General features: G+C 30.5%; 18 protein-coding genes. 7 read left to right on the top strand and 11 right to left on the bottom strand.

Annotated elements, in window-relative coordinates:
* Window positions 1-58: 58 nt before the first annotated feature.
* From B8T70_RS16365 to B8T70_RS16345, 6 genes are all read left to right on the top strand, one after another.
* Window positions 59-691, top strand: coding sequence for a hypothetical protein (locus B8T70_RS16365; protein ID WP_086895515.1), 633 nt, complete (start codon window positions 59-61; stop codon window positions 689-691).
* A 165-nt stretch (window positions 692-856) separates the two neighbouring features.
* Window positions 857-1,378, top strand: coding sequence for a redoxin domain-containing protein (locus B8T70_RS16360; RefSeq protein WP_086895514.1), 522 nt, complete (start codon window positions 857-859; stop codon window positions 1,376-1,378).
* Window positions 1,379-1,384: 6 nt separating this feature from the next.
* Window positions 1,385-3,532 carry a peptidase domain-containing ABC transporter gene (locus tag B8T70_RS16355; RefSeq protein WP_086895513.1) on the top strand — a complete coding sequence of 716 codons (2,148 nt, stop codon included), beginning with the start codon at window positions 1,385-1,387 and terminating at the stop codon, window positions 3,530-3,532.
* A gap of 169 nt (window positions 3,533-3,701) precedes the next feature.
* Window positions 3,702-3,833, top strand: coding sequence for a hypothetical protein (locus tag B8T70_RS24365; RefSeq protein WP_255398716.1), 132 nt, complete (start codon window positions 3,702-3,704; stop codon window positions 3,831-3,833).
* 252 nt (window positions 3,834-4,085) lie between these two features.
* A complete protein-coding gene (locus tag B8T70_RS24360; RefSeq protein ID WP_255398715.1) occupies window positions 4,086-4,220 on the top strand; it encodes a hypothetical protein in 135 nt (44 codons plus the stop codon).
* A 996-nt stretch (window positions 4,221-5,216) separates the two neighbouring features.
* Entirely contained in the window at window positions 5,217-5,852 is a 636-nt protein-coding gene (locus B8T70_RS16345) for an ATP-binding cassette domain-containing protein (RefSeq protein ID WP_086895511.1), read from the top strand.
* 138 nt (window positions 5,853-5,990) lie between these two features.
* Here the strand turns inward: B8T70_RS16345 and atpG are convergent, their stop codons facing one another.
* The 11 genes from atpG to B8T70_RS16285 all read right to left on the bottom strand — a co-directional run bounded on the left by atpG (window position 5,991) and on the right by B8T70_RS16285 (window position 17,157).
* Window positions 5,991-6,851, bottom strand: a complete 861-nt coding sequence (gene atpG / locus B8T70_RS16340) for an ATP synthase F1 subunit gamma (RefSeq protein WP_039113326.1) — start codon at window positions 6,849-6,851, stop codon at window positions 5,991-5,993.
* A gap of 91 nt (window positions 6,852-6,942) precedes the next feature.
* Window positions 6,943-8,520 (bottom strand): F0F1 ATP synthase subunit alpha, encoded by a 1,578-nt coding sequence (atpA, locus tag B8T70_RS16335; RefSeq protein WP_035620159.1) that lies wholly within the window; start codon window positions 8,518-8,520, stop codon window positions 6,943-6,945.
* Between the two features lie 39 nt (window positions 8,521-8,559).
* Complete coding sequence (gene atpH / locus B8T70_RS16330; protein WP_039113325.1) at window positions 8,560-9,093, bottom strand: ATP synthase F1 subunit delta; 534 nt, start codon at window positions 9,091-9,093, stop codon at window positions 8,560-8,562.
* Window positions 9,094-9,097: 4 nt separating this feature from the next.
* Window positions 9,098-9,589 (bottom strand): F0F1 ATP synthase subunit B, encoded by a 492-nt coding sequence (locus tag B8T70_RS16325; RefSeq protein ID WP_039113324.1) that lies wholly within the window; start codon window positions 9,587-9,589, stop codon window positions 9,098-9,100.
* A gap of 81 nt (window positions 9,590-9,670) precedes the next feature.
* Complete coding sequence (gene atpE / locus B8T70_RS16320) at window positions 9,671-9,871, bottom strand: ATP synthase F0 subunit C (RefSeq protein ID WP_031453874.1); 201 nt, start codon at window positions 9,869-9,871, stop codon at window positions 9,671-9,673.
* A gap of 40 nt (window positions 9,872-9,911) precedes the next feature.
* Window positions 9,912-11,072 (bottom strand): F0F1 ATP synthase subunit A, encoded by a 1,161-nt coding sequence (gene atpB, locus B8T70_RS16315; RefSeq protein ID WP_086895510.1) that lies wholly within the window; start codon window positions 11,070-11,072, stop codon window positions 9,912-9,914.
* Window positions 11,073-11,588: 516 nt separating this feature from the next.
* Window positions 11,589-11,819: an AtpZ/AtpI family protein gene (locus B8T70_RS16305; protein WP_052259432.1), complete on the bottom strand. Its 231-nt coding sequence runs from the start codon at window positions 11,817-11,819 to the stop codon at window positions 11,589-11,591.
* Window positions 11,791-12,189 carry a polymer-forming cytoskeletal protein gene (locus tag B8T70_RS16300; RefSeq protein ID WP_039113320.1) on the bottom strand — a complete coding sequence of 133 codons (399 nt, stop codon included), beginning with the start codon at window positions 12,187-12,189 and terminating at the stop codon, window positions 11,791-11,793. The genes B8T70_RS16305 and B8T70_RS16300 overlap by 29 nt, the downstream gene beginning before the upstream one ends.
* Window positions 12,190-12,191: 2 nt before the next feature.
* A complete protein-coding gene (locus tag B8T70_RS16295) occupies window positions 12,192-14,705 on the bottom strand; it encodes a gliding motility protein (protein ID WP_369827404.1) in 2,514 nt (837 codons plus the stop codon).
* A 192-nt stretch (window positions 14,706-14,897) separates the two neighbouring features.
* Entirely contained in the window at window positions 14,898-15,593 is a 696-nt protein-coding gene (locus B8T70_RS16290) for an ABC transporter ATP-binding protein (protein ID WP_086895507.1), read from the bottom strand.
* A gap of 100 nt (window positions 15,594-15,693) precedes the next feature.
* Entirely contained in the window at window positions 15,694-17,157 is a 1,464-nt protein-coding gene (locus tag B8T70_RS16285) for a DUF5687 family protein (RefSeq protein ID WP_086895506.1), read from the bottom strand.
* Between the two features lie 125 nt (window positions 17,158-17,282).
* Between B8T70_RS16285 and B8T70_RS16280 the strand changes: the two genes are divergently transcribed.
* Window positions 17,283-18,335: a ferredoxin--NADP reductase gene (locus tag B8T70_RS16280; protein ID WP_086895505.1), complete on the top strand. Its 1,053-nt coding sequence runs from the start codon at window positions 17,283-17,285 to the stop codon at window positions 18,333-18,335.
* The last annotated feature ends 22 nt before the right edge of the window (window positions 18,336-18,357 follow it).

Genomic DNA, 18,357 nt, shown 5'->3' with positions numbered 1-18,357 from the left:
TGTACTTCATGCTGCATAAATCAAGGAAGGATTGTTGCGTATTTTTAAATGAAAAAAAATGAAAAATCCTTTTATTAAATGCTTGTTTCTTTCTATCGCTTTAATCCTAATTACTGAGATTATAAAATCAGTTTTAAATATTGACAAGTTACTTTACAATTCAATGGCAGAAAATCTAAGCTCTCAACAACTAAACCACTTTTTTGAAATTCAAAATAAATGGAAGTGGGTTTCTTATTTTTTCATTCCTGTATACATTACAATAAAAACAAGTGTAATCGCCATTGTGTTATACATGGGTACTTATTTTTTTAGCCAGAAAGAAGTAGCATACAAATCATTATGGACTATTGCAATTAAAGCTGAGTTTATTTTTTTGTTAGTTGCTATTGCTAAAATTATTTGGTTCTATTTTTTTCAAACCAAATACGATTTAGAGGATATTCAATATTTCTACCCCTTATCAGCATTAAATATAGTAGGCTACAAAGATTTAGAATCTTGGTTTATTTATCCGTTTCAAACACTCAATTTATTCGAGTTGGCATACTGGCTTATCCTTGCTTATTTTATAGGCAAAGAAACCGAAACCAATATGGATAAAGGGCTTAAAATTGTAGCTTATAGTTATGGTCCCACTTTATTATTATGGATAACTATCGTTATGTTTTTCACCCTTAATTATTCTTAACATGTCTAACACTAAAAAATTATTTCTTATTGCATGCTTTATCATGCTTTTTGCGCATATAGTAAGGTATTTCTTTTATAATGAAGATATTCTTCAAGCAGCTATGGGAACTATTGCAATGATTTGCCTTATAATGTCTCTGATTATGAATAAAGGACCAGAAAAATGAAAAAATCTCTAAAAATCATTCTTCTTATAACATTCATTGGCATTTTACTTTTTTTAGGTTACTTAATTGTGTCTAAGATAAACCATAAAAAAGAGGTTGCACAAAATATAAAAAACATTCCTGAATTTTCATACCAAGATATATCAGGAGGTATTTTCACCAATCAAAAATTAAAGAAAGAGACTGCAACAATTTTTATTTATTTTAATACAGATTGTGAATTTTGCCATGAAGAAGCTAAAATGATTAAAGAAAACATGGAGCGTTTGAGTAATTTCCAATTAATTTTCGTCTCATTTGAAAAACCGGAAAACATAAAAATATTTGCCCAAAAACATCAATTAACCACTTATGACAACGTTTATTTTTTATGTGATAACAAAGTTACTTTCGCTTCTACTTTTGATATTAAGTCATTGCCATGTTTAGTCCTTTATGATAAAGAGCAGAACCTAATTAAGAAAATAAAAGGTCAGACTAAAATCGAAGTTTTGATAAAACAAATGAATCTCGAATAAAATATAATGAAGATAAAACAAATTCAGAAAACACATACTCTACAATTGGACCAATCCGATTGTGGCGTAGCCTGTTTATTATCGATTATAAAATTATATAACGGAAATCAGTCCATCGAAAAACTTCGAGAAATAAGTGGTACAACCAAACAAGGTACTACAACACTAGGGCTTTACCAAGCTGCAAATAAATTAGGTTTTACGGCAGAAGGTTATGAGGCAGATATAAAAACGCTTATTACTCACAAACAACCTGTTATTCTTCATGTCCTTATAGACAACCAACTACAACATTATATTGTGTGTTATAAATATGATGACAGCAAAGGTTTCTTGATTGGAGATCCTGCAAAAGGCCTTTACAATTTATCAGTAGAAGAGTTAGAAACAATTTGGATTTCAAAAACTTGCTTGACCCTGGAACCAAATGAAAATTTCATAACTAAAAAGACAGATAAAAAAGCTCAGATAAAATGGTTTCTGGACGTAGTGAAGGAAGATTACAAACTTATTGGGATTTCTGTTTTACTAGGTATTTTTATCGCTAGTTTAGGAATGTCGATGGCATTATTTTCTCAAAAACTCATAGATGATATTTTACCTTCACACAATATCAAAAAGCTAATCTCAGGAATTTCTCTATTAGTCATTTTGCTTTTGGCCAAAGTAGGAATAGCTGTTTTAAGAGAATACTTCTTACTACAACAATCCAAAGATTTTAATAACCGAATAAACAATTCATTTTTTTCTTCTCTTTTACAATTGCCAAAACCTTTTTTTGATACTCGACAAATAGGAGAACTAGTAGCACGATTAAACGATGTACAACGTGTACAAGGTGTAATTAAAATGCTCACCAGTACTTTAGTTATTGATGTTTTAGTCGCTATTATTTCGTTAGTATTCCTGTTTGGTTATTCATGGAAGCTGGGCTTAATTTCCTTATTAAGTTTGCCTATATATTTTTTCATTATTTATAGTAAAAATAAAAAAATAATGGACTCTCAAAAAGAAGTTATGCAGAGTTACGCTCTTAATGAAAGTAATTATATCAATACTATTCAAGGGATTTCAACTATAAAAATTGACAATAAACAACCTCTTTTTAATAAATTAAACGAACATCTTTTTGCTAATTTTCAAGAAAAAAAATTCAATCTAGGAAAAATCAACATCACCCTGTCTTGGCAATCTGGATTGGCGAGTCTTATTTTTTCAATCAGTATTTTGATTTATACTTCTGTTCAGGTTTTTAATGATGAAATTAAAATTGGTGAATTGATGGCTATATTAGGCATTGTAGGAGCTTTGCTCCCTTCTATTGCAAATTTAGCTCTAATATCAATTCCTATAAATGAGGCTAAAATTGCTTTTAATAGAATGTATGAATTTGCATCGATAGAAAAAGAAACTGAAGATGGTTTAGAAGTTTTTGAAATTGAGAAAATTTCTATTCAAAATCTTTCTTTTCGATTTGCAGGAAGAAGTGAACTTTTCCATGATGTAAATATAGATATGGAAAAAGGTAAGTTTATAGCTGTTGTTGGAGAAAGTGGAAGCGGGAAAAGCACCTTAGGGCAAATATTACAGCGCTTTTATGATTTTGAAAACGGAAATATTATTGTAAATAATAAATACTCCCTTAAAGAAATTGGTCTTAAACACTACAGAGATTTACTGGCTGTGATTCCTCAGGAAATTACCATTTTTAAAGGAACCGTTATTGATAACATTTTACTTGGCAAAGAGGAAACACCAGAAGGTTTCATGAAATTTATAACCGAATATGGTTTTGATTTTTATTTTAGTCAATTGCCCCAAGGCTTAACAACTATTCTTGGTGAAGAAGGAATCAATTTATCAGGAGGTCAAAAACAGATTATAGCTTTGGCTAGAGCTTTATACAAAAAACCTCAATTTTTAATTCTGGATGAAGCTACCGCTGCAATGGATCGAAACACAGAACAATTTACTATAAATCTATTGCAAAAAATTAAAAAAGAATGTGCCATTTTTTTTATCTCACATCGCTTAAATATGCTAAAAAACATAGCCGACACTATTTATATTCTAGAAGACAAAACAGTTTCCATATCAGGAAGTCATTTAGAATTAATGGAAACTAAAAATTTTTATAGTGAATACTGGGAATAAAACAATTATTACTGTAATGAAACTAAATCTAACTCAAAAAATAAAATTGATTATTCTTTCTTCTATTTACTCACTCTTAATATTTTTACAGATTTTATTTACAAACACTATGGTGTTATGGTAAATAATTCTATATTTAGAGTATTATTATCTTAAAAATATATAAATGATGAAAAACGAAAACAATATTATAAATATCGACACTCTTGCTAAGATAGTCCTATCAGCAGTTATATTATGGGCTAGTCTATATTTTGCAGGATACGTAATAGGAAAAGCATATTATAATTTCATCCATTAACAACTCTTCAAACTACTAACTAATTAAACTATAAAAACATGAAAAAGTATATGAATAAAATCGCTCTTTATGCCAAAGAGGAAACCAACAATTTTATAGTATGGCTATTATGGATATTCGCTATATTAACTTACATCGGTTTTGAATTGGGCAGATTTACATATGCATTTATGAATAGATAATTTATGCTATGAATATGTAGAATTTCGGAGATTTACCAATATATACACAATACTACTTAAATTAATAGCTATGAGCTTATACATAATATTGTTGTTTTTATTATTTGATGTTGTTGTTTTAATATTTTTGGTAACAAAATACCAAAAAAAGATATGGGATTTCTCTGGTATTTTAAAAGCTTGGAAAAAAGAGTTTGAAGGATAATAATTGTATTTGATTATTTTCGGTTTTGTTTTTTTATCTATTTTGCAGCCTTTATAGCAGGAAAATAATATTACATTTTGCTTAATGACTGCTTTTTAAAATAAGAAATGATAAAAATATTAAAGTATTTAATCCTAATCCGATTTAGAAAAATATTACCAAAAGATGACTATTTAGCAATAGGATTGTTCTTGGCTTTTTACTCAGTTATTATTTATTTTCTAAATCAATTATTTCCAAAATACAATTATTACTTTTTAATAACAACTTTAGAAATAGCCTTTTATCATCAGAACAGAAAGGACATAGAGCTATTGAGGGTAAATAAAAATTATCGTCTTTTATTGTTCCTGGAATACACAATATATAGTTTTCCGTTTATAATTATTTATCTTATAAACCAACGTTGGGATATTCTTATAATACACTCTCTAATACTGTATTTCTTGATTCTACTAAATAAACTAGGGCTTAAAACCATAAAGTATCCCTTCAGATTATTTGATCCATTTTGGCATATTTGCTTTAGAAAAAATAAACTTATCCTTTTTATACCTTTGATTATTTTCCTTAATGTAATGGGAGACCAATACAATAATGATAATCTAAATCTTGCCAGCTTATTTTTAGTTTCTTTTATTGGCTGTTTACCATCCTTTAATAGAGAGAACATAATTCATATAAAAATAAGTTCTTTCGATTCTGGGAAATATCTTTTAAAGCAAATTCAAGTTGCGATATACAACACCTTACTATTGAGTACAGCTTTAATTTTATGTCTATTAATATTCAAAAAATGGGATTTACTACTGTTTGTACCATTAGTTTTTTTATTTCCAATAATTAGCATCTTGTTTAAATACACTTTTTTTAGCAATAGTTTATTACAACAGATTTTTTTCGCTTTATTTATTATAAATATCCAAATTGGAATACCTTTTTTAATTTTACCTTATTTATACTATAAGTCAATAAAAACAATAAACAATTTGAAATATGTTACAGATTAATATCAAGAAGAAAGCATTTGGAAATAAAACTGTTTTACAGGATATAAATCTTTCAATTTCAAAAAATGGAATATATGGAGTCGTTGGGAAAAATGGCGAAGGTAAAACTACATTATTTAAAATTATAACTGCACTAATAGATTTTGAAGGAACAATATCCTACATTGATTTGCCCATTAAACATAACGAAATAGCATTTTTCCCAACTGAAGTACCAGTTTACGATGAACTTACTGCTACAGAATTTTCAAATTTTTATAAAGAATTACTAAATCTAAAAACTGGAAATAAAACCAATTTGTTTGATGTCTCACAAGATAAACTCATCAAGACATTTTCGACTGGAATGAAAAAAAAGGCTTACATGAATGCCGTATTCCAAAGAGAATATCCAATTTATATTTTTGACGAACCTTTTAATGGTCTCGATTTAGAATCTAATTATCTGTTGATGAATTATATTAGAGAGTTATCTCAAAAAAGTATAGTCCTTATTTCTTCACATATTCTGGAAATTCTATATAAAGACTGCGACAAAATTTTTCTGGTAAAAAATACAGCTATCAAAGAATATGAAAAAGAAGAATTTTCAAAAATTGAAGAAGAACTTTTTTTAAAGTAAAATTTATCCCTCTCAACTTCTAAAATATAGACATAAAAAAAGAGCCAACAATTGTTGGCTCTTTTTTATATACTTAAAAATTTTTCTTATCCTTTCATTGCTTTGCAATTTTGAAGATTTGAAAAATTAAAATTTTTCCTATCCTTTCAAAGCCTCTGCTCCACCAACGATTTCTAAGATTTCGTTTGTAATTGCAGCTTGACGTGCTTTGTTATAAGTTAATTTCAATTGATTTCTTAACTCAGTTGCATTATCAGTTGCTTTGTGCATAGCAGTCATACGTGCACCATGCTCAGACGCAAATGAATCACGAATACCTTTGTATAATTGTGTTTTTAATGATTTAGGAATCAAAGTTAACACGATTTCTTCTTTTGAAGGTTCAAAGATATAATCTCCTGTCGAAACTGGTACATCTGATTTTATTGGAGCCAAAGGCAAAAACTGTTCAGTTTGAACAATTTGAGTCGCAGCATTTTTAAATTGATTATAAATCAATTCAATTTTATCATACTTTCCAGTTAAGAATTGTTGAGTTAAAATTTCAGCAATTTCAGCTACGTTATCAAAAGTCAAGTCATCAAAAACTGAACTTTTATTGTCTATTACTGAATGTGTTTTGCTTAAAACATCATTTCCTTTTTTACCTATAGCAAAAATGTCAACTTGTTTTCCGGCATAAAATTCAGAACGTACTTTTGCTTCCTTTATTACATTGGTATTAAATGCACCACATAAACCTCTATTAGATGTTATTGCTACAATTAATACTTTCTTTACTTCACGTTGTGTAGTAAAATCTCCTCCTACATCACCATCAAGTGTTGCAGAAAGGTTTTGTAATAATTCCGTTAATTTCTCGGCATAAGGACGCATCGCTGTGATTGCATCTTGTGCTTTCTTAAGCTTTGCAGCAGAAACCATTTTCATCGCCGATGTAATCTGCATCGTAGATGAAACGGAAGTAATTCTATTACGGATTTCCTTTAAATTTGCCATCTTTTCTAATTAGAAAATTTGAAAATCAGTCAATTAGATAATTAGAAAAACACTTTGATCTTTCTAATTATCTAATTATCCAATTATCTTATTAGTTATATTTTGCTGAAATTTCTTTTGCTACTTTTTCAATAACATCTGTAATGTTATCGTCTAGTTTACCTGCTTTAAGCGCATTAAGAGTATCTTTATGCTTGCTGTTTAGGTATGCTAAGAAATCTGCTTCAAATTCTTTTACTTTATTTACAGGAACGTTTCTTAATAAGTTTTTAGAACCAGCGTAAATAATAGCAACTTGGTTTTCAACTGTATAAGGATCATTTAAACCTTGTTTCAAGATTTCAACGTTTCTTTTTCCTTTTTCAATTACGTTTAAAGTAACAGCATCTAAGTCAGAACCAAATTTAGCAAACGCTTCCAATTCGCGGAATTGAGCTTGGTCTAATTTTAAAGTACCTGATACTTTTTTCATTGATTTAATTTGTGCATTACCTCCAACACGAGAAACTGAGATACCTACGTTAATAGCAGGACGAACTCCAGAGTTGAACAAATCTCCATCAAGGAAAATCTGACCATCTGTAATCGAAATTACGTTTGTTGGGATATATGCAGAAACGTCACCAGCTTGAGTCTCAATAATTGGTAAAGCAGTTAATGAACCACCACCTTTTACGATAGACTTAATAGAATCTGGTAAATCGTTCATGTTTTTAGCAATTCCATTATCTGCAATTACTTTACAAGCACGCTCTAATAAACGAGAGTGTAAGTAGAAAACGTCTCCAGGATATGCCTCACGTCCCGGTGGTCTTCTTAATAAAAGAGAAACCTCACGGTAAGCAACAGCTTGTTTAGATAAATCATCATACACGATAAGTGCTGGACGACCTGAATCTCTAAAATATTCTCCAATTGCTGCACCTGCGAAAGGAGCATAAACTTGCATTGGAGCTGGGTCAGAAGCATTTGCAGCAACAATAACTGTATAAGCCATTGCACCTTTTTCTTCTAACATTTTAGCAATTCCTGCTACAGTTGAAGCTTTTTGCCCAATTGCAACATATATACAAAATACAGGTTTTCCTGCATCGTAAAATTCTTTTTGATTTAAGATTGTATCGATACAAACAGTTGATTTACCTGTTTGACGGTCACCAATAACAAGCTCACGTTGTCCACGACCAACTGGGATCATAGCATCAACAGCTTTAATACCTGTTTGCAATGGCTCAGTTACTGGCTGACGGAAGATAACTCCAGGAGCTTTTCTTTCTAAAGGCATTTCATATAATGTTCCACCGATTGGTCCTTTTCCATCAATTGGAAAACCAAGAGTGTTCACTACACGTCCTACCATTTGCTCACCTACTTTAAGAGAAGCAATACGTTGTGTTCTTTTTGCAGTTGATCCTTCTTTGATTCCTGTTGATGGTCCTAAAAGTACCACACCAACATTGTCTTCTTCAAGGTTCAATACAATAGCTTCAAGTCCGTTTTCAAATTCAACTAACTCACCGTATTGTACATTAGATAGCCCGTAAATACGAGCAATACCATCTCCAACTTGAAGTACCGTTCCTACTTCCTCTAGCGTAGCACCAGATTCAAAACCTTCTACTTGCTTTCTTAATATTGCTGAAATTTCAGCAGGTTTGATTTCCGCCATCTTAAATTTATAATTTAGACACTTTTATGTGTAATAAAACTAATTACTTAACTCTCTTTTTAATACTTGTAATCTGTTTGCAACAGATGCATTATATTGCTTATCGCCTATTCTTAAAATAAATCCTCCAATAATTGAAGCATCTACATTATTTTCTATTGTAATTTTTTTATCTGATAATGTTGCAATTTTAGCTAATACTTTAGCTTCTAAAGCAGCATCCATAGGAATTGCTGTTGTAACCGTAGCTACTTCAACACCAATGCTTTCATCAAATAATTTATTGTACTCTAGTGCAATTGCTCCTAGAATTTCGAATCTTTTGTTTTCAAACAATAAATGAAATAACCCTTTAGTTACACCATTTACACTTGCAAAAACTTCTAAAAGAGCACTCTCTTTAACTTCAACTTTTATAGTTGGGCTTTCGATAAAGGTACTCAATTCTTCATTTGCTCCTATTGTTGAAGCAATTGATTTCATGTCGTTATTGACAGCTTCGGCAACACCTTTAGAGTTTGCTAAGTCTAGAATTGCTTTTGCATAACGAATTGCTGCTCTTGTACTTGCCATAATATTAGTTTAGCTTTACGTCATCTAACATTTTCTCAACTAATTTAGTTTGAGATTCTTTGCTAGATAATTCTTCTTTCAATAATTTTTCAGCAATGCTTAATGATAAAGTTGAAACTTGAGATTTCAATTCAGCCATAGCTGCATTTTTTTCATTTTCAATAGCTGCTTTAGCTTGAGCGATCAATTTTTGACCTTGCTCTTGAGCTTCATTTTTAGATTCAGCTATAATTTGCTCTTTCATTTCGCGAGCTTCTTTTAACATCGCATCACGTTCTGCACGAGCTTCTTTTAAGATACGCTCATTATCTGCAGTTAAATTTTGCATTTCTCTACGAGCTGCTTCAGCAGATGCTAAAGCCTCATTGATAGATTCTTCACGGCTTTTTACCGCTCCTAAAATAGGTTTCCAAGCATATTTTGCCAAAAGAATGAAGAAAACAATAAAGATAATTGTTGTCCAAAAAATTAAACTTTCTGGTGAAGTTAATTGCATAACATTATATATTTAAAAATTGTTTGTCTTTTTTTAAAAAACTTCCTGGAGCCAACCGCTACAGGAAGTTTTAGATTTTAATTATTTTGCGATTAACGCAACAACTACTGCGAAAAGTGCAACACCTTCAATAAGTGCAGCAGCAATAATCATAGCAGTCTGAATTTTTCCAGCAGCTTCTGGTTGACGAGCAATAGCGTCCATTGCAGATCCACCAATTTTTCCAATACCAAGACCTGCACCAATTACAGCTAATCCAGCTCCGATTCCAGCTAATACCATAATAATAAATTTATATAGTTAATAATTAATAAAACTCTAATTAATGATGATCGTGCTCTTCAACAGCCTGACCAATAAATAATGCTGAAAGCAATGTAAATACATACGCTTGCAAAGCAGCAACCAACATTTCTAATACGCTCATGAACAATACGAATGCTCCAGCAACTGGTCCGATAGCAATACTTTTGAAAATGAAAATCAAAGAAACTAAACTCAAGATAATAATGTGACCAGCAGTGATGTTTGCAAATAAACGAATCATCAATGCAAATGGCTTAGTAAGCATTCCGATAATTTCTACAGGAATCATAATTGGAGCCAACCACACAGGAACTCCTGGTGTATTAAAAATGTGTCCCCAGTAATTTTTGTTTCCGCTTAAAGTTGTAACTACGAAAGTAATAAATGCCATTACAAATGTAAAATAGATATTACCTGTTAAGTTTGAACTAAATGGGAAGAAAGGAATTAATCCGATTAAGTTATTAATCCAGATAAAGAAAAATATAGTTAAAAGATACGGCATGTATTTTGCGTATTTTTTTGGTCCAATGTTTGGAATTGCAATCTCATCTCTAACGTATGTAACTAGTGGCTCTAAAAATCCAGCTAATCCTTTTGGTGCATTTGGATTTTTCTTGTAAGATCTTGCTACTGCAAAAAATAAGAAAAACAAAATTATCGCTGACATCAACATTGAAAAAACATTCTTTGTGATAGAGAAATCTAAAGGTCTTGCATCAAAAGCAAATGCCCCATTATCTCTTTCTTCAGTTGTCATTGTTTCAAATTTGTCAGCATAAAAAATAACTTCTTTATAACGAACTACTTTTTGACCGTTGATATCTACAACATGTTCTCCTGTATTGTCATGGTGAAACTCTTTCGAAGAAAAAATCTCCAATCCGTTATTGGTCCATAAAATAACTGGCAAATTAAAAGAAATAGGATGACCATCCCAATCGGCAATATGAAAATCATGAGCATCTCCAATGTGCGAATTGATCAATTTGCTAGCATTAAATTCTTCTTCTATTTCGTGACCAACACTTTCTGCGTGACCTTTTCCTTCTGCTACTGCAACGTTTTCGTGTTTAACTGAAACACTGTCAACTGGAGTAGAGGCGAAATTTATCGACGAAGAAAAAGCTAATAAAGTAACTAATAAGTACTGAACTGGTTTATTTGAAAATATCATTATTAAATCTTTATCTAATTTTAGGTTCCAAAAATTTTTTGCAAAGGTACATTTTAAATTGAAAATTGAAAATTTATAGATGTAATTTTTAAAATTACATTTTTTTTAGTCAATTTATCTAATAATGAAGTGGTTAACTTTTATTTATTAGGCGAACGGCAAAATATGTCTCAAAAAGTAAAAATAAAAAATAAGGGATAAAAAACGTGCCCAAGTCTATTATTGGGTCTTTTACATCTCCTTTTATCAAAGGAATTAAGAAAATGACGGCTACCATCATTCTAAAAAAACTTGCGCCAAGGAAAGCAAAACCTGTATAAGTTGGGAAATTTTTATTGACAAAAATTAAAAACAGGAAAACTAAAAAAGTAGCAAGAATATTAAATGTATAAATACTCCACGCGGAGTAAAAAAAAACTAATTTCTCTGAAAGAGATTGCATAATAAAGTATTGTGTGGCAAACAATACAATCGAAAAAGGGATAAAATACTTAAGAAAATCAACAGTTCTATTCATTATTTATTTAAATTTTTAACTTGTCGCAGGACATTATAAAGTGCTAAGAAAACCGAAAACAAAGACAAAACGATTGTCCATAAAGAACCTCCGTTTGAATATTTTTCATCTAACCAAATACCCAGATAGGAAAATAAAAATATAATTACCCCCATCTGAAATGGAATATTAATAAGCGCGATCCATTTATTATTTGGCTGATTATCCTTTTTTGGTTCCTTGTCCGTCATTTATTTCAGTTTTAAAATCTGTTGCCATTATACAAGTCGCACTAAAATCGGCTCCTGGTTCTACCGATAATTTTCCTATGGTAACTTCACCGGTAATTTTAGCTGTGGCTTTTACGTTTAAAAGGTCTACAACTTTGATTTTTCCTGTAAATTCTCCCTCGATATCAGCGTTTTGACAAATGATATCTCCTTTAACTTTACTTGCTGGGCCAATTACAATTTTTCCTTTTGAAGTAAAATTCCCTATTAATTCACCATCTAATCTAAAATCGGCTAGCGATGTAATATCTCCTGTTATTATAGTTCCTTCAACTATTCTATTTGTTTTTCCTAAGTGCTCTGTGCTAAATTTGGGTGCTTTATTAAACATGATTACGGGGTTTTAGGCGCTAAATAAGCTTCTAAATTTTTATTAATTTGTACTATACTATAATTATCACTTGATATTATTACTGCAGGATATTCTACCAAGTTATATTTTTTATTTTCTTTTAATACTTTAGCAACATCATTTGCATAAACTTCTGATCTTAAACCATGAACGGTAACAAATCCTGAATCTAAATCGTATTTATCGAAAGAAAAAGTAAGCTTTTGGAAATTTTCATCTGCAAAAAACTTTTTAATAATATCTTCAATTGTTTTTCTTGCTTTCTCATCCTGAATACCAATTTTATACAGGATTTTCCAATTTTTCGTATCTGTTGTAGTAAAAACTCGCTTCTCTAAAAACGGAATTTGATTTGTTAAAATATCTTGAGCTTTTTTTCCTTCTTCACTATTTGGATAATTAGCAGCTACATTTTCTATAGCTTTTTTATAAGCAACTAATCCTTTTGCTTTACCTAAAGTATTGGCTTTTAATAGCTCGTATTTTGATACGATTTCATCTCCGGAATATTGATTAATTAAATTATCAATATTACTTAAGACTTCGCCATACTTTTCTTCCTGAAATAATTTATACCATTTCTGATATTCTTTATCAGGTGCTTTGCTTGCCGATTCTTCATCTAAACCATTGTTATTTATGATTTGTGCATAACGTGAATTTGGATAACGTGAAGAAATCTCATTTTTTACCGCTGCCGCTTTCGCTGGATTTGTTATCTCATAAATTTTGTAGAGATTATACATCGATGGTAAAATCAATTTTTCTTCAGGGTTATTCTGTAACAATTGCTCTAACTTATTGCTAGCCAATTCATACTCTTTGAATTTCTCTTTATAAATAATGCCTAATTGATAGTAAGAAAAATTGCGTTCTTTAACAATACTATCTATTGCCGATTTATCTTTTGGAAGTTGTTTTTCGTAAAAATCTGTAGTATACTTTTCAACTATTACTTCTGTTTTAATAGAATCATTTACAACCACATCCGTCGATTTATCATCATCCGAAGCCATATTTGGTTTATTAGATGGTAATCTCCAGTTACTATTTAAGACTCTATTTCCCCACAATTTTTTAAACTGTAGTTTTCCGTAAGCTACTGTAGATGGGTTATAGAAATAAAAATTGCTGGCAACTTCGTTTCCTGTTGGCGGTGTTGGAATACCACTTTTTTCAGGAGTTCCAGGTACAGCACCCGTTGCCGTTACTGTTTCTAAACCACCTCCACCTGTGTTTAGCGCAATATTAGCCAGTTTCTGTTTTTCTTTTTCTGCGAGAATTCGTTTTGCTTCGTCTTCAGTTTTTATCTTGGCAATATAATCTCTAAAATATTTTACTCTGGCTGAATCTGGTAGTCCAACTACTGTTATAATACTATCATTACGTTTTGCAATACCTTCGTATTTTATTACGTCATCCAAATTTTTTCGCGTTTTCTGGATATAAACATACTCTCTGGTTTTAGGATCCATTTTTACCAAAGTACTATCATAATACTTTGCCGCCATTGTGTAACTAGCTTTCTTAAAGTACATATTACCAATGTTTCGATAAGTAGATGCTGTTAAATATGGATCTAAAGATTTTCGTTTTAATGAAGAATTATAAAACTCTAATGCCGATTTTTCATTTTTACGCTTATCAAAGAAAACTCCCATTTCATAATAAATCACATCCAGGAATGGTCTATTTTCTCTATCGGCAATTAGTTTATTATATGTTTTAATAAAAACGGTACTATCTCCTGTTTGATAATCAAATAACTGAGCTTTTTTTGAGTAAGCATGTATTACATACTTTCTCTCTGCTCTTCTGTTCATATCAATTACCGATTGATAAAAATAAAGTGCACTATCTCTTTTATGTGTTTCCTGATATAATTGTCCAAGGATAAAACGATATCTAGCTCTTTCAGGATTTCTTTTAGTAAACTCTTCGGCAATTTTAAGTTTTGTAATTGCGCTGTCTTTTTGTTCTAAATTGATAAAAGCTTCTGCTAATAAAGCATTTGCATCGGCATAAACTTGTTTTTTTAATGCAACTCCTTTTATTAATTTATAGATATTTTTTATAACCAACTCATCATTACCTAAACGCATATTGGTTTTCTCTCGCCAAATTCTCGCGGTATTAATGTTACTACTTGTTGGATATTTATATAAAATATAATTAAAAGCATCCAGGGCTGGTAAAAACCTCTGATCATAATAACGTGCCTGACCAAGCATAAGATATGCTTCGTCTATCTGGCTATTTTTTTCCCGACCTCCAATATTCATCGAATGTTTTTGAATAGCTTTGGTTGCTTTGGTCTCGGCAAGTTCAAAATCAGCATTTTTAGTTTTTGCTTCATCCAAATTCCCTTCGTTAATTTGCATTCTTTCAATAGGCAGTAATTTCCAGAAATTATCTGTATAATTAGCTTCTATAGCTTTCATACCTTTATCAAAACCTACTTGTCCGTTGTATAATATATTATACTTTGTACTCAAAGCATGAGAATTTCTTGCTAAAAATGTATCTCTTTTGGTAGAACAAGCTATCAAAAGGGAAAAAAATAAGAGCAGAAATATGTATTTAAGTCGATTGTTTTTCAATGGGAAACATTTTTAACATTTAACATCTAAAAAAGTTTTTTAGTATAATAACTGGTAAAAATACGCTTCTTTTTGAGATATTTATATTTAAACGGCAAAAAACGATTCCAGTTCTTGAAGTGTTTCTCCAGAAGTTTGAATATCTTTCACAATTTCTCCTTTATTTAAGGCAACAATTCGGTCGCAAACTTCGACTGTGTGCTGTAAGTCATGACTCGAAACTAAAACTGTAACATTCGGATTATCAGCTAGTTCTTTTATTATTTTTTTTAATCGACTTACTGTTGTTGGGTCTAAATTTGCAAATGGTTCGTCTAAAATAATCACTTCGGGACTACCAATAAGTGTAGCTATAATTCCTACTTTTTTTTGATTTCCTTTAGACAGATCTCGCAGGTATTTTTTGTTTTTTAGAATTTCTCCATTAAAAAATTCCTCATGTTTGAGTAATAATGCATCAACATCGGCCTTATTTTGTCCTCGTAAATCTCCTACAAAATAAAAATACTCTTCGGGAGTTAAATATCCTATCAAAAAGCTTTCATCTAAAAATGAACCTGTAAAAGTTTTCCAACTTTCGTCATTATTTACCTGAATAGAATTTGTTGTAATATTTCCTGTAGAGGGATGAATTAAATCTAATAGCAAACTAAAAAAAGTAGTTTTTCCCGCACCATTATTCCCTACTAACCCAAAACTTTGCCCTTTTGGAATTTCAAGATTATCGATTTTTAAAACTGTTGTTCCGTTATATGTCTTTGAAAGTTTATTTACTTGTATCATTTTTTAATGTTTAATTGTTAATCTGGTTAATTGTTAATTTGATGTTTTTTTGATTATTGGTCAGATAAAAATTATCAAATTGACACATTTTATAATTACTCTAGTTCTTTTGTTTATAAGCACTTATAGTAGAATATTTTTCGATTTTATATCTTTTTTCGATAAGCAAAAAGACTTTATCCTTAAAAGCAAAACCGATTATTCCTGCTATAGCAACTAATGCTAATCCTATATTTGGATTTCCAAACCAAAGACCAATCCAATATAATCCCAATGGTAACAGCATTTTAGGCAACGTAAGTAACATTGCATTTACGTTAAAAGCTTTTTTATCTCCAAATGCTCCGCTTGTAGATGTTAAGTCGATTGGTGTTTTTGTAAATGCTCCTCCCAGGAGTACTAAATGTGAATTAACACCAATATTATAAATGGCTCCAACAACAATTGTGAGATACACTTTCCATCCAAAATAAAGATAAAATGAAGCAATAATCGTCGATATAATTGTTGCAATAACTATTAACCACCATTTAGAAGTAATATATCCTTTGTACGGAATATTTTGTGTCATCATGAGTTGGTAATATGAACTGTCCCAACTTGGTACAAATTGCCCGAAAGTAAAAAGGAAACCTCCTGATACAAAAATACCTGCTAAAATTTGCATTACTGGTGGCTGGTGCGTACTTGCACTAAAAAACAGTAATCCATAAAGCAAAAAGAAAAGACTCATAATAATAGTCATCTTAGACCTTTTATTTCTCTTTATAAGTTTAATATCGTTTTTAAGAAAAGTTCCTAATGTCCCGAATTGATTAAGCCAGGTTAAGTTTTCGGTTGTAGCAACATCATGTTTAGTCGAAAGTCCAGCGTCGAGATATAAATTATCTTTAAAATAAATAAAAGTCATGTAATAAAGCCCTGCCAAAACCAAAACTGGAATAAGAAAGAGTCCTTTTATGTTGCAAAAACCATCAAAAAGCAAAACGGCATAGTTTGTAATATCAAAAAAATCATAATACTGCAGTCCTCCTAAAACAGCAATAATTCCAAGAAAAACAACAAACAATTTATCGATGTTACTCAACAAAATATTCAAGAAGTTATTGATATAAATTAATGCTATTATGGCTAAATGCCAAAAGATTACACTCAATATATCATATCCTTCTATTAATAATACTATTGTAAAAGGTATAAAAAAGAAAGCATGAATGATATTGAAAAACGATAAGACGGTTTTGCCAAGTGAAAAATGAACAATAGTTTTCTTTTGGATTGACAATGTTAATAACGGTTTGATATTAAGTACCGGAATGGCTTGCATTAAAAGCCTAATCACTAAATCGAATAAAAAATAATAAATCAAGAACTTATTTATGGTTAATAACGGGTCAAGATTCATCTTTTTAAGCAGGTAAAAAATACCTGTTCCCGCACCAATTAAAATAAGCGAAAAATAAATTGCCAGAAAACCTATTACAATTTTTAATGCAACATTGGCACCAAATGATGCCGACCTTGAAAAGGATTTCCATTCGAGATAAATAAATTTTTTAATCATTTTTTTTGGTTTAGTTTGATACGTAAGTGTGTAAATGTAGGAAAACGTTACAAACAAAGTAAAATATTACTGTTTAATACCAATCATTTAATAGCTGTTTGCTACTTTTGCAAAAAAATAATATCATGCCTTCATTCCTAAAACTAATAATAAAAGAAGTAAAACGTGAAACTGCAACAGCTGTTTCGATACTTTTTAATGTTCCTGAAGAACTAAAATCAAACTATACTTTTATTGCAGGACAATATATCAATTTACGATTAACACTAGATAATAAAGAGCTTCGTCGTGCTTATTCTATTTGTTCATCTCCAGAAAGTGGTGAATTACGCATTGCTGTAAAAGCCGTAAAAAACGGAGTTTTTTCGCAATTTGCAACTACACGATTAAAAGCTGGTGATGTACTAGAAGTAGGTAAACCCGAAGGTAAATTTACATTTGAACCTGAGTCAGAAAAACAAAAAAACTATGCAGCATTTGTTGCTGGAAGCGGAATAACTCCTGTACTTTCTATCCTAAAATCGGTTTTAAAAAGTGAGCCAAAAAGCTCTTTTGTATTGGTTTATGGAAACAAAACTGTCGAAGACACTATTTTTTACCAAGAATTACACGATTTACAATTGCAATATGTAGGGCGCTTATTTGTACATTATGTTTATAGTCAAGCTAAAGTTGAAAATGCTTTGTTTGGTAGAATCGATAAATCGGCAGTAAATTTTGTGTTGAATAACAAACACAAAGAATTACAATTTGATAAATTCTATTTATGTGGTCCTGAAGAAATGATTAACACTGTTTCGGGAATCTTAAAAGAGAAAAATGTAAAAGAATCGGCTATAAAATTTGAGCTTTTTACTTCTTCTACACAAGAAAATAAAATTGATACTTCATTAGAAGGACATTCTAAAATTACTGTTTTAGTAGACGATGAAGAAGTTTCTTTTGAAATGTCTCAAAAACAAACAATTCTTGATGCAGCATTAAAACAAGGAATCGATGCTCCTTATTCTTGCCAAGGCGGAATTTGTAGCAGTTGTCTTGCTCGTGTAACTTCTGGTACTGCAGAGATGAAAAAGAACTCAATCCTAACCGATAAAGAAATCGCTGACGGATTAATTCTTACTTGTCAGGCACATCCTACCTCTGAGTCTATTTATGTAGATTACGACGACGTATAAAAGATTAAATTCCAAATAAAAA

The organism is Flavobacterium sp. AJR (genome assembly GCF_002156885.1).
In the GTDB taxonomy this organism is placed as follows: Bacteria; Bacteroidota; Bacteroidia; order Flavobacteriales; family Flavobacteriaceae; genus Flavobacterium.
Note: the sequence above shows the minus strand (reverse complement) of the source record. Positions and strands in the feature narration are given on the sequence as shown.

Bases quoted from the DNA above. Each gene is read 5' to 3' on its own strand.
- B8T70_RS16365 (WP_086895515.1), top strand. From the start codon at position 59: ATGAAAAATCCTTTTATTAAATGCTTGTTTCTTTCTATCGCTTTAATC.
- B8T70_RS16360 (WP_086895514.1), top strand. From the start codon at position 857: ATGAAAAAATCTCTAAAAATCATTCTTCTTATAACATTCATTGGCATT.
- B8T70_RS16355 (WP_086895513.1), top strand. From the start codon at position 1,385: ATGAAGATAAAACAAATTCAGAAAACACATACTCTACAATTGGACCAA.
- B8T70_RS24365 (WP_255398716.1), top strand. From the start codon at position 3,702: ATGAAAAACGAAAACAATATTATAAATATCGACACTCTTGCTAAGATA.
- B8T70_RS24360 (WP_255398715.1), top strand. From the start codon at position 4,086: ATGAGCTTATACATAATATTGTTGTTTTTATTATTTGATGTTGTTGTT.
- B8T70_RS16345 (WP_086895511.1), top strand. From the start codon at position 5,217: ATGTTACAGATTAATATCAAGAAGAAAGCATTTGGAAATAAAACTGTT.
- atpG (WP_039113326.1), bottom strand. From the start codon at position 6,851: ATGGCAAATTTAAAGGAAATCCGTAATAGAATTACTTCCGTTTCATCT.
- atpA (WP_035620159.1), bottom strand. From the start codon at position 8,520: ATGGCGGAAATCAAACCTGCTGAAATTTCAGCAATATTAAGAAAGCAA.
- atpH (WP_039113325.1), bottom strand. From the start codon at position 9,093: ATGGCAAGTACAAGAGCAGCAATTCGTTATGCAAAAGCAATTCTAGAC.
- B8T70_RS16325 (WP_039113324.1), bottom strand. From the start codon at position 9,589: ATGCAATTAACTTCACCAGAAAGTTTAATTTTTTGGACAACAATTATC.
- atpE (WP_031453874.1), bottom strand. From the start codon at position 9,871: ATGGTATTAGCTGGAATCGGAGCTGGATTAGCTGTAATTGGTGCAGGT.
- atpB (WP_086895510.1), bottom strand. From the start codon at position 11,072: ATGATATTTTCAAATAAACCAGTTCAGTACTTATTAGTTACTTTATTA.
- B8T70_RS16305 (WP_052259432.1), bottom strand. From the start codon at position 11,819: ATGACGGACAAGGAACCAAAAAAGGATAATCAGCCAAATAATAAATGG.
- B8T70_RS16300 (WP_039113320.1), bottom strand. From the start codon at position 12,189: ATGTTTAATAAAGCACCCAAATTTAGCACAGAGCACTTAGGAAAAACA.
- B8T70_RS16290 (WP_086895507.1), bottom strand. From the start codon at position 15,593: ATGATACAAGTAAATAAACTTTCAAAGACATATAACGGAACAACAGTT.
- B8T70_RS16285 (WP_086895506.1), bottom strand. From the start codon at position 17,157: ATGATTAAAAAATTTATTTATCTCGAATGGAAATCCTTTTCAAGGTCG.
- B8T70_RS16280 (WP_086895505.1), top strand. From the start codon at position 17,283: ATGCCTTCATTCCTAAAACTAATAATAAAAGAAGTAAAACGTGAAACT.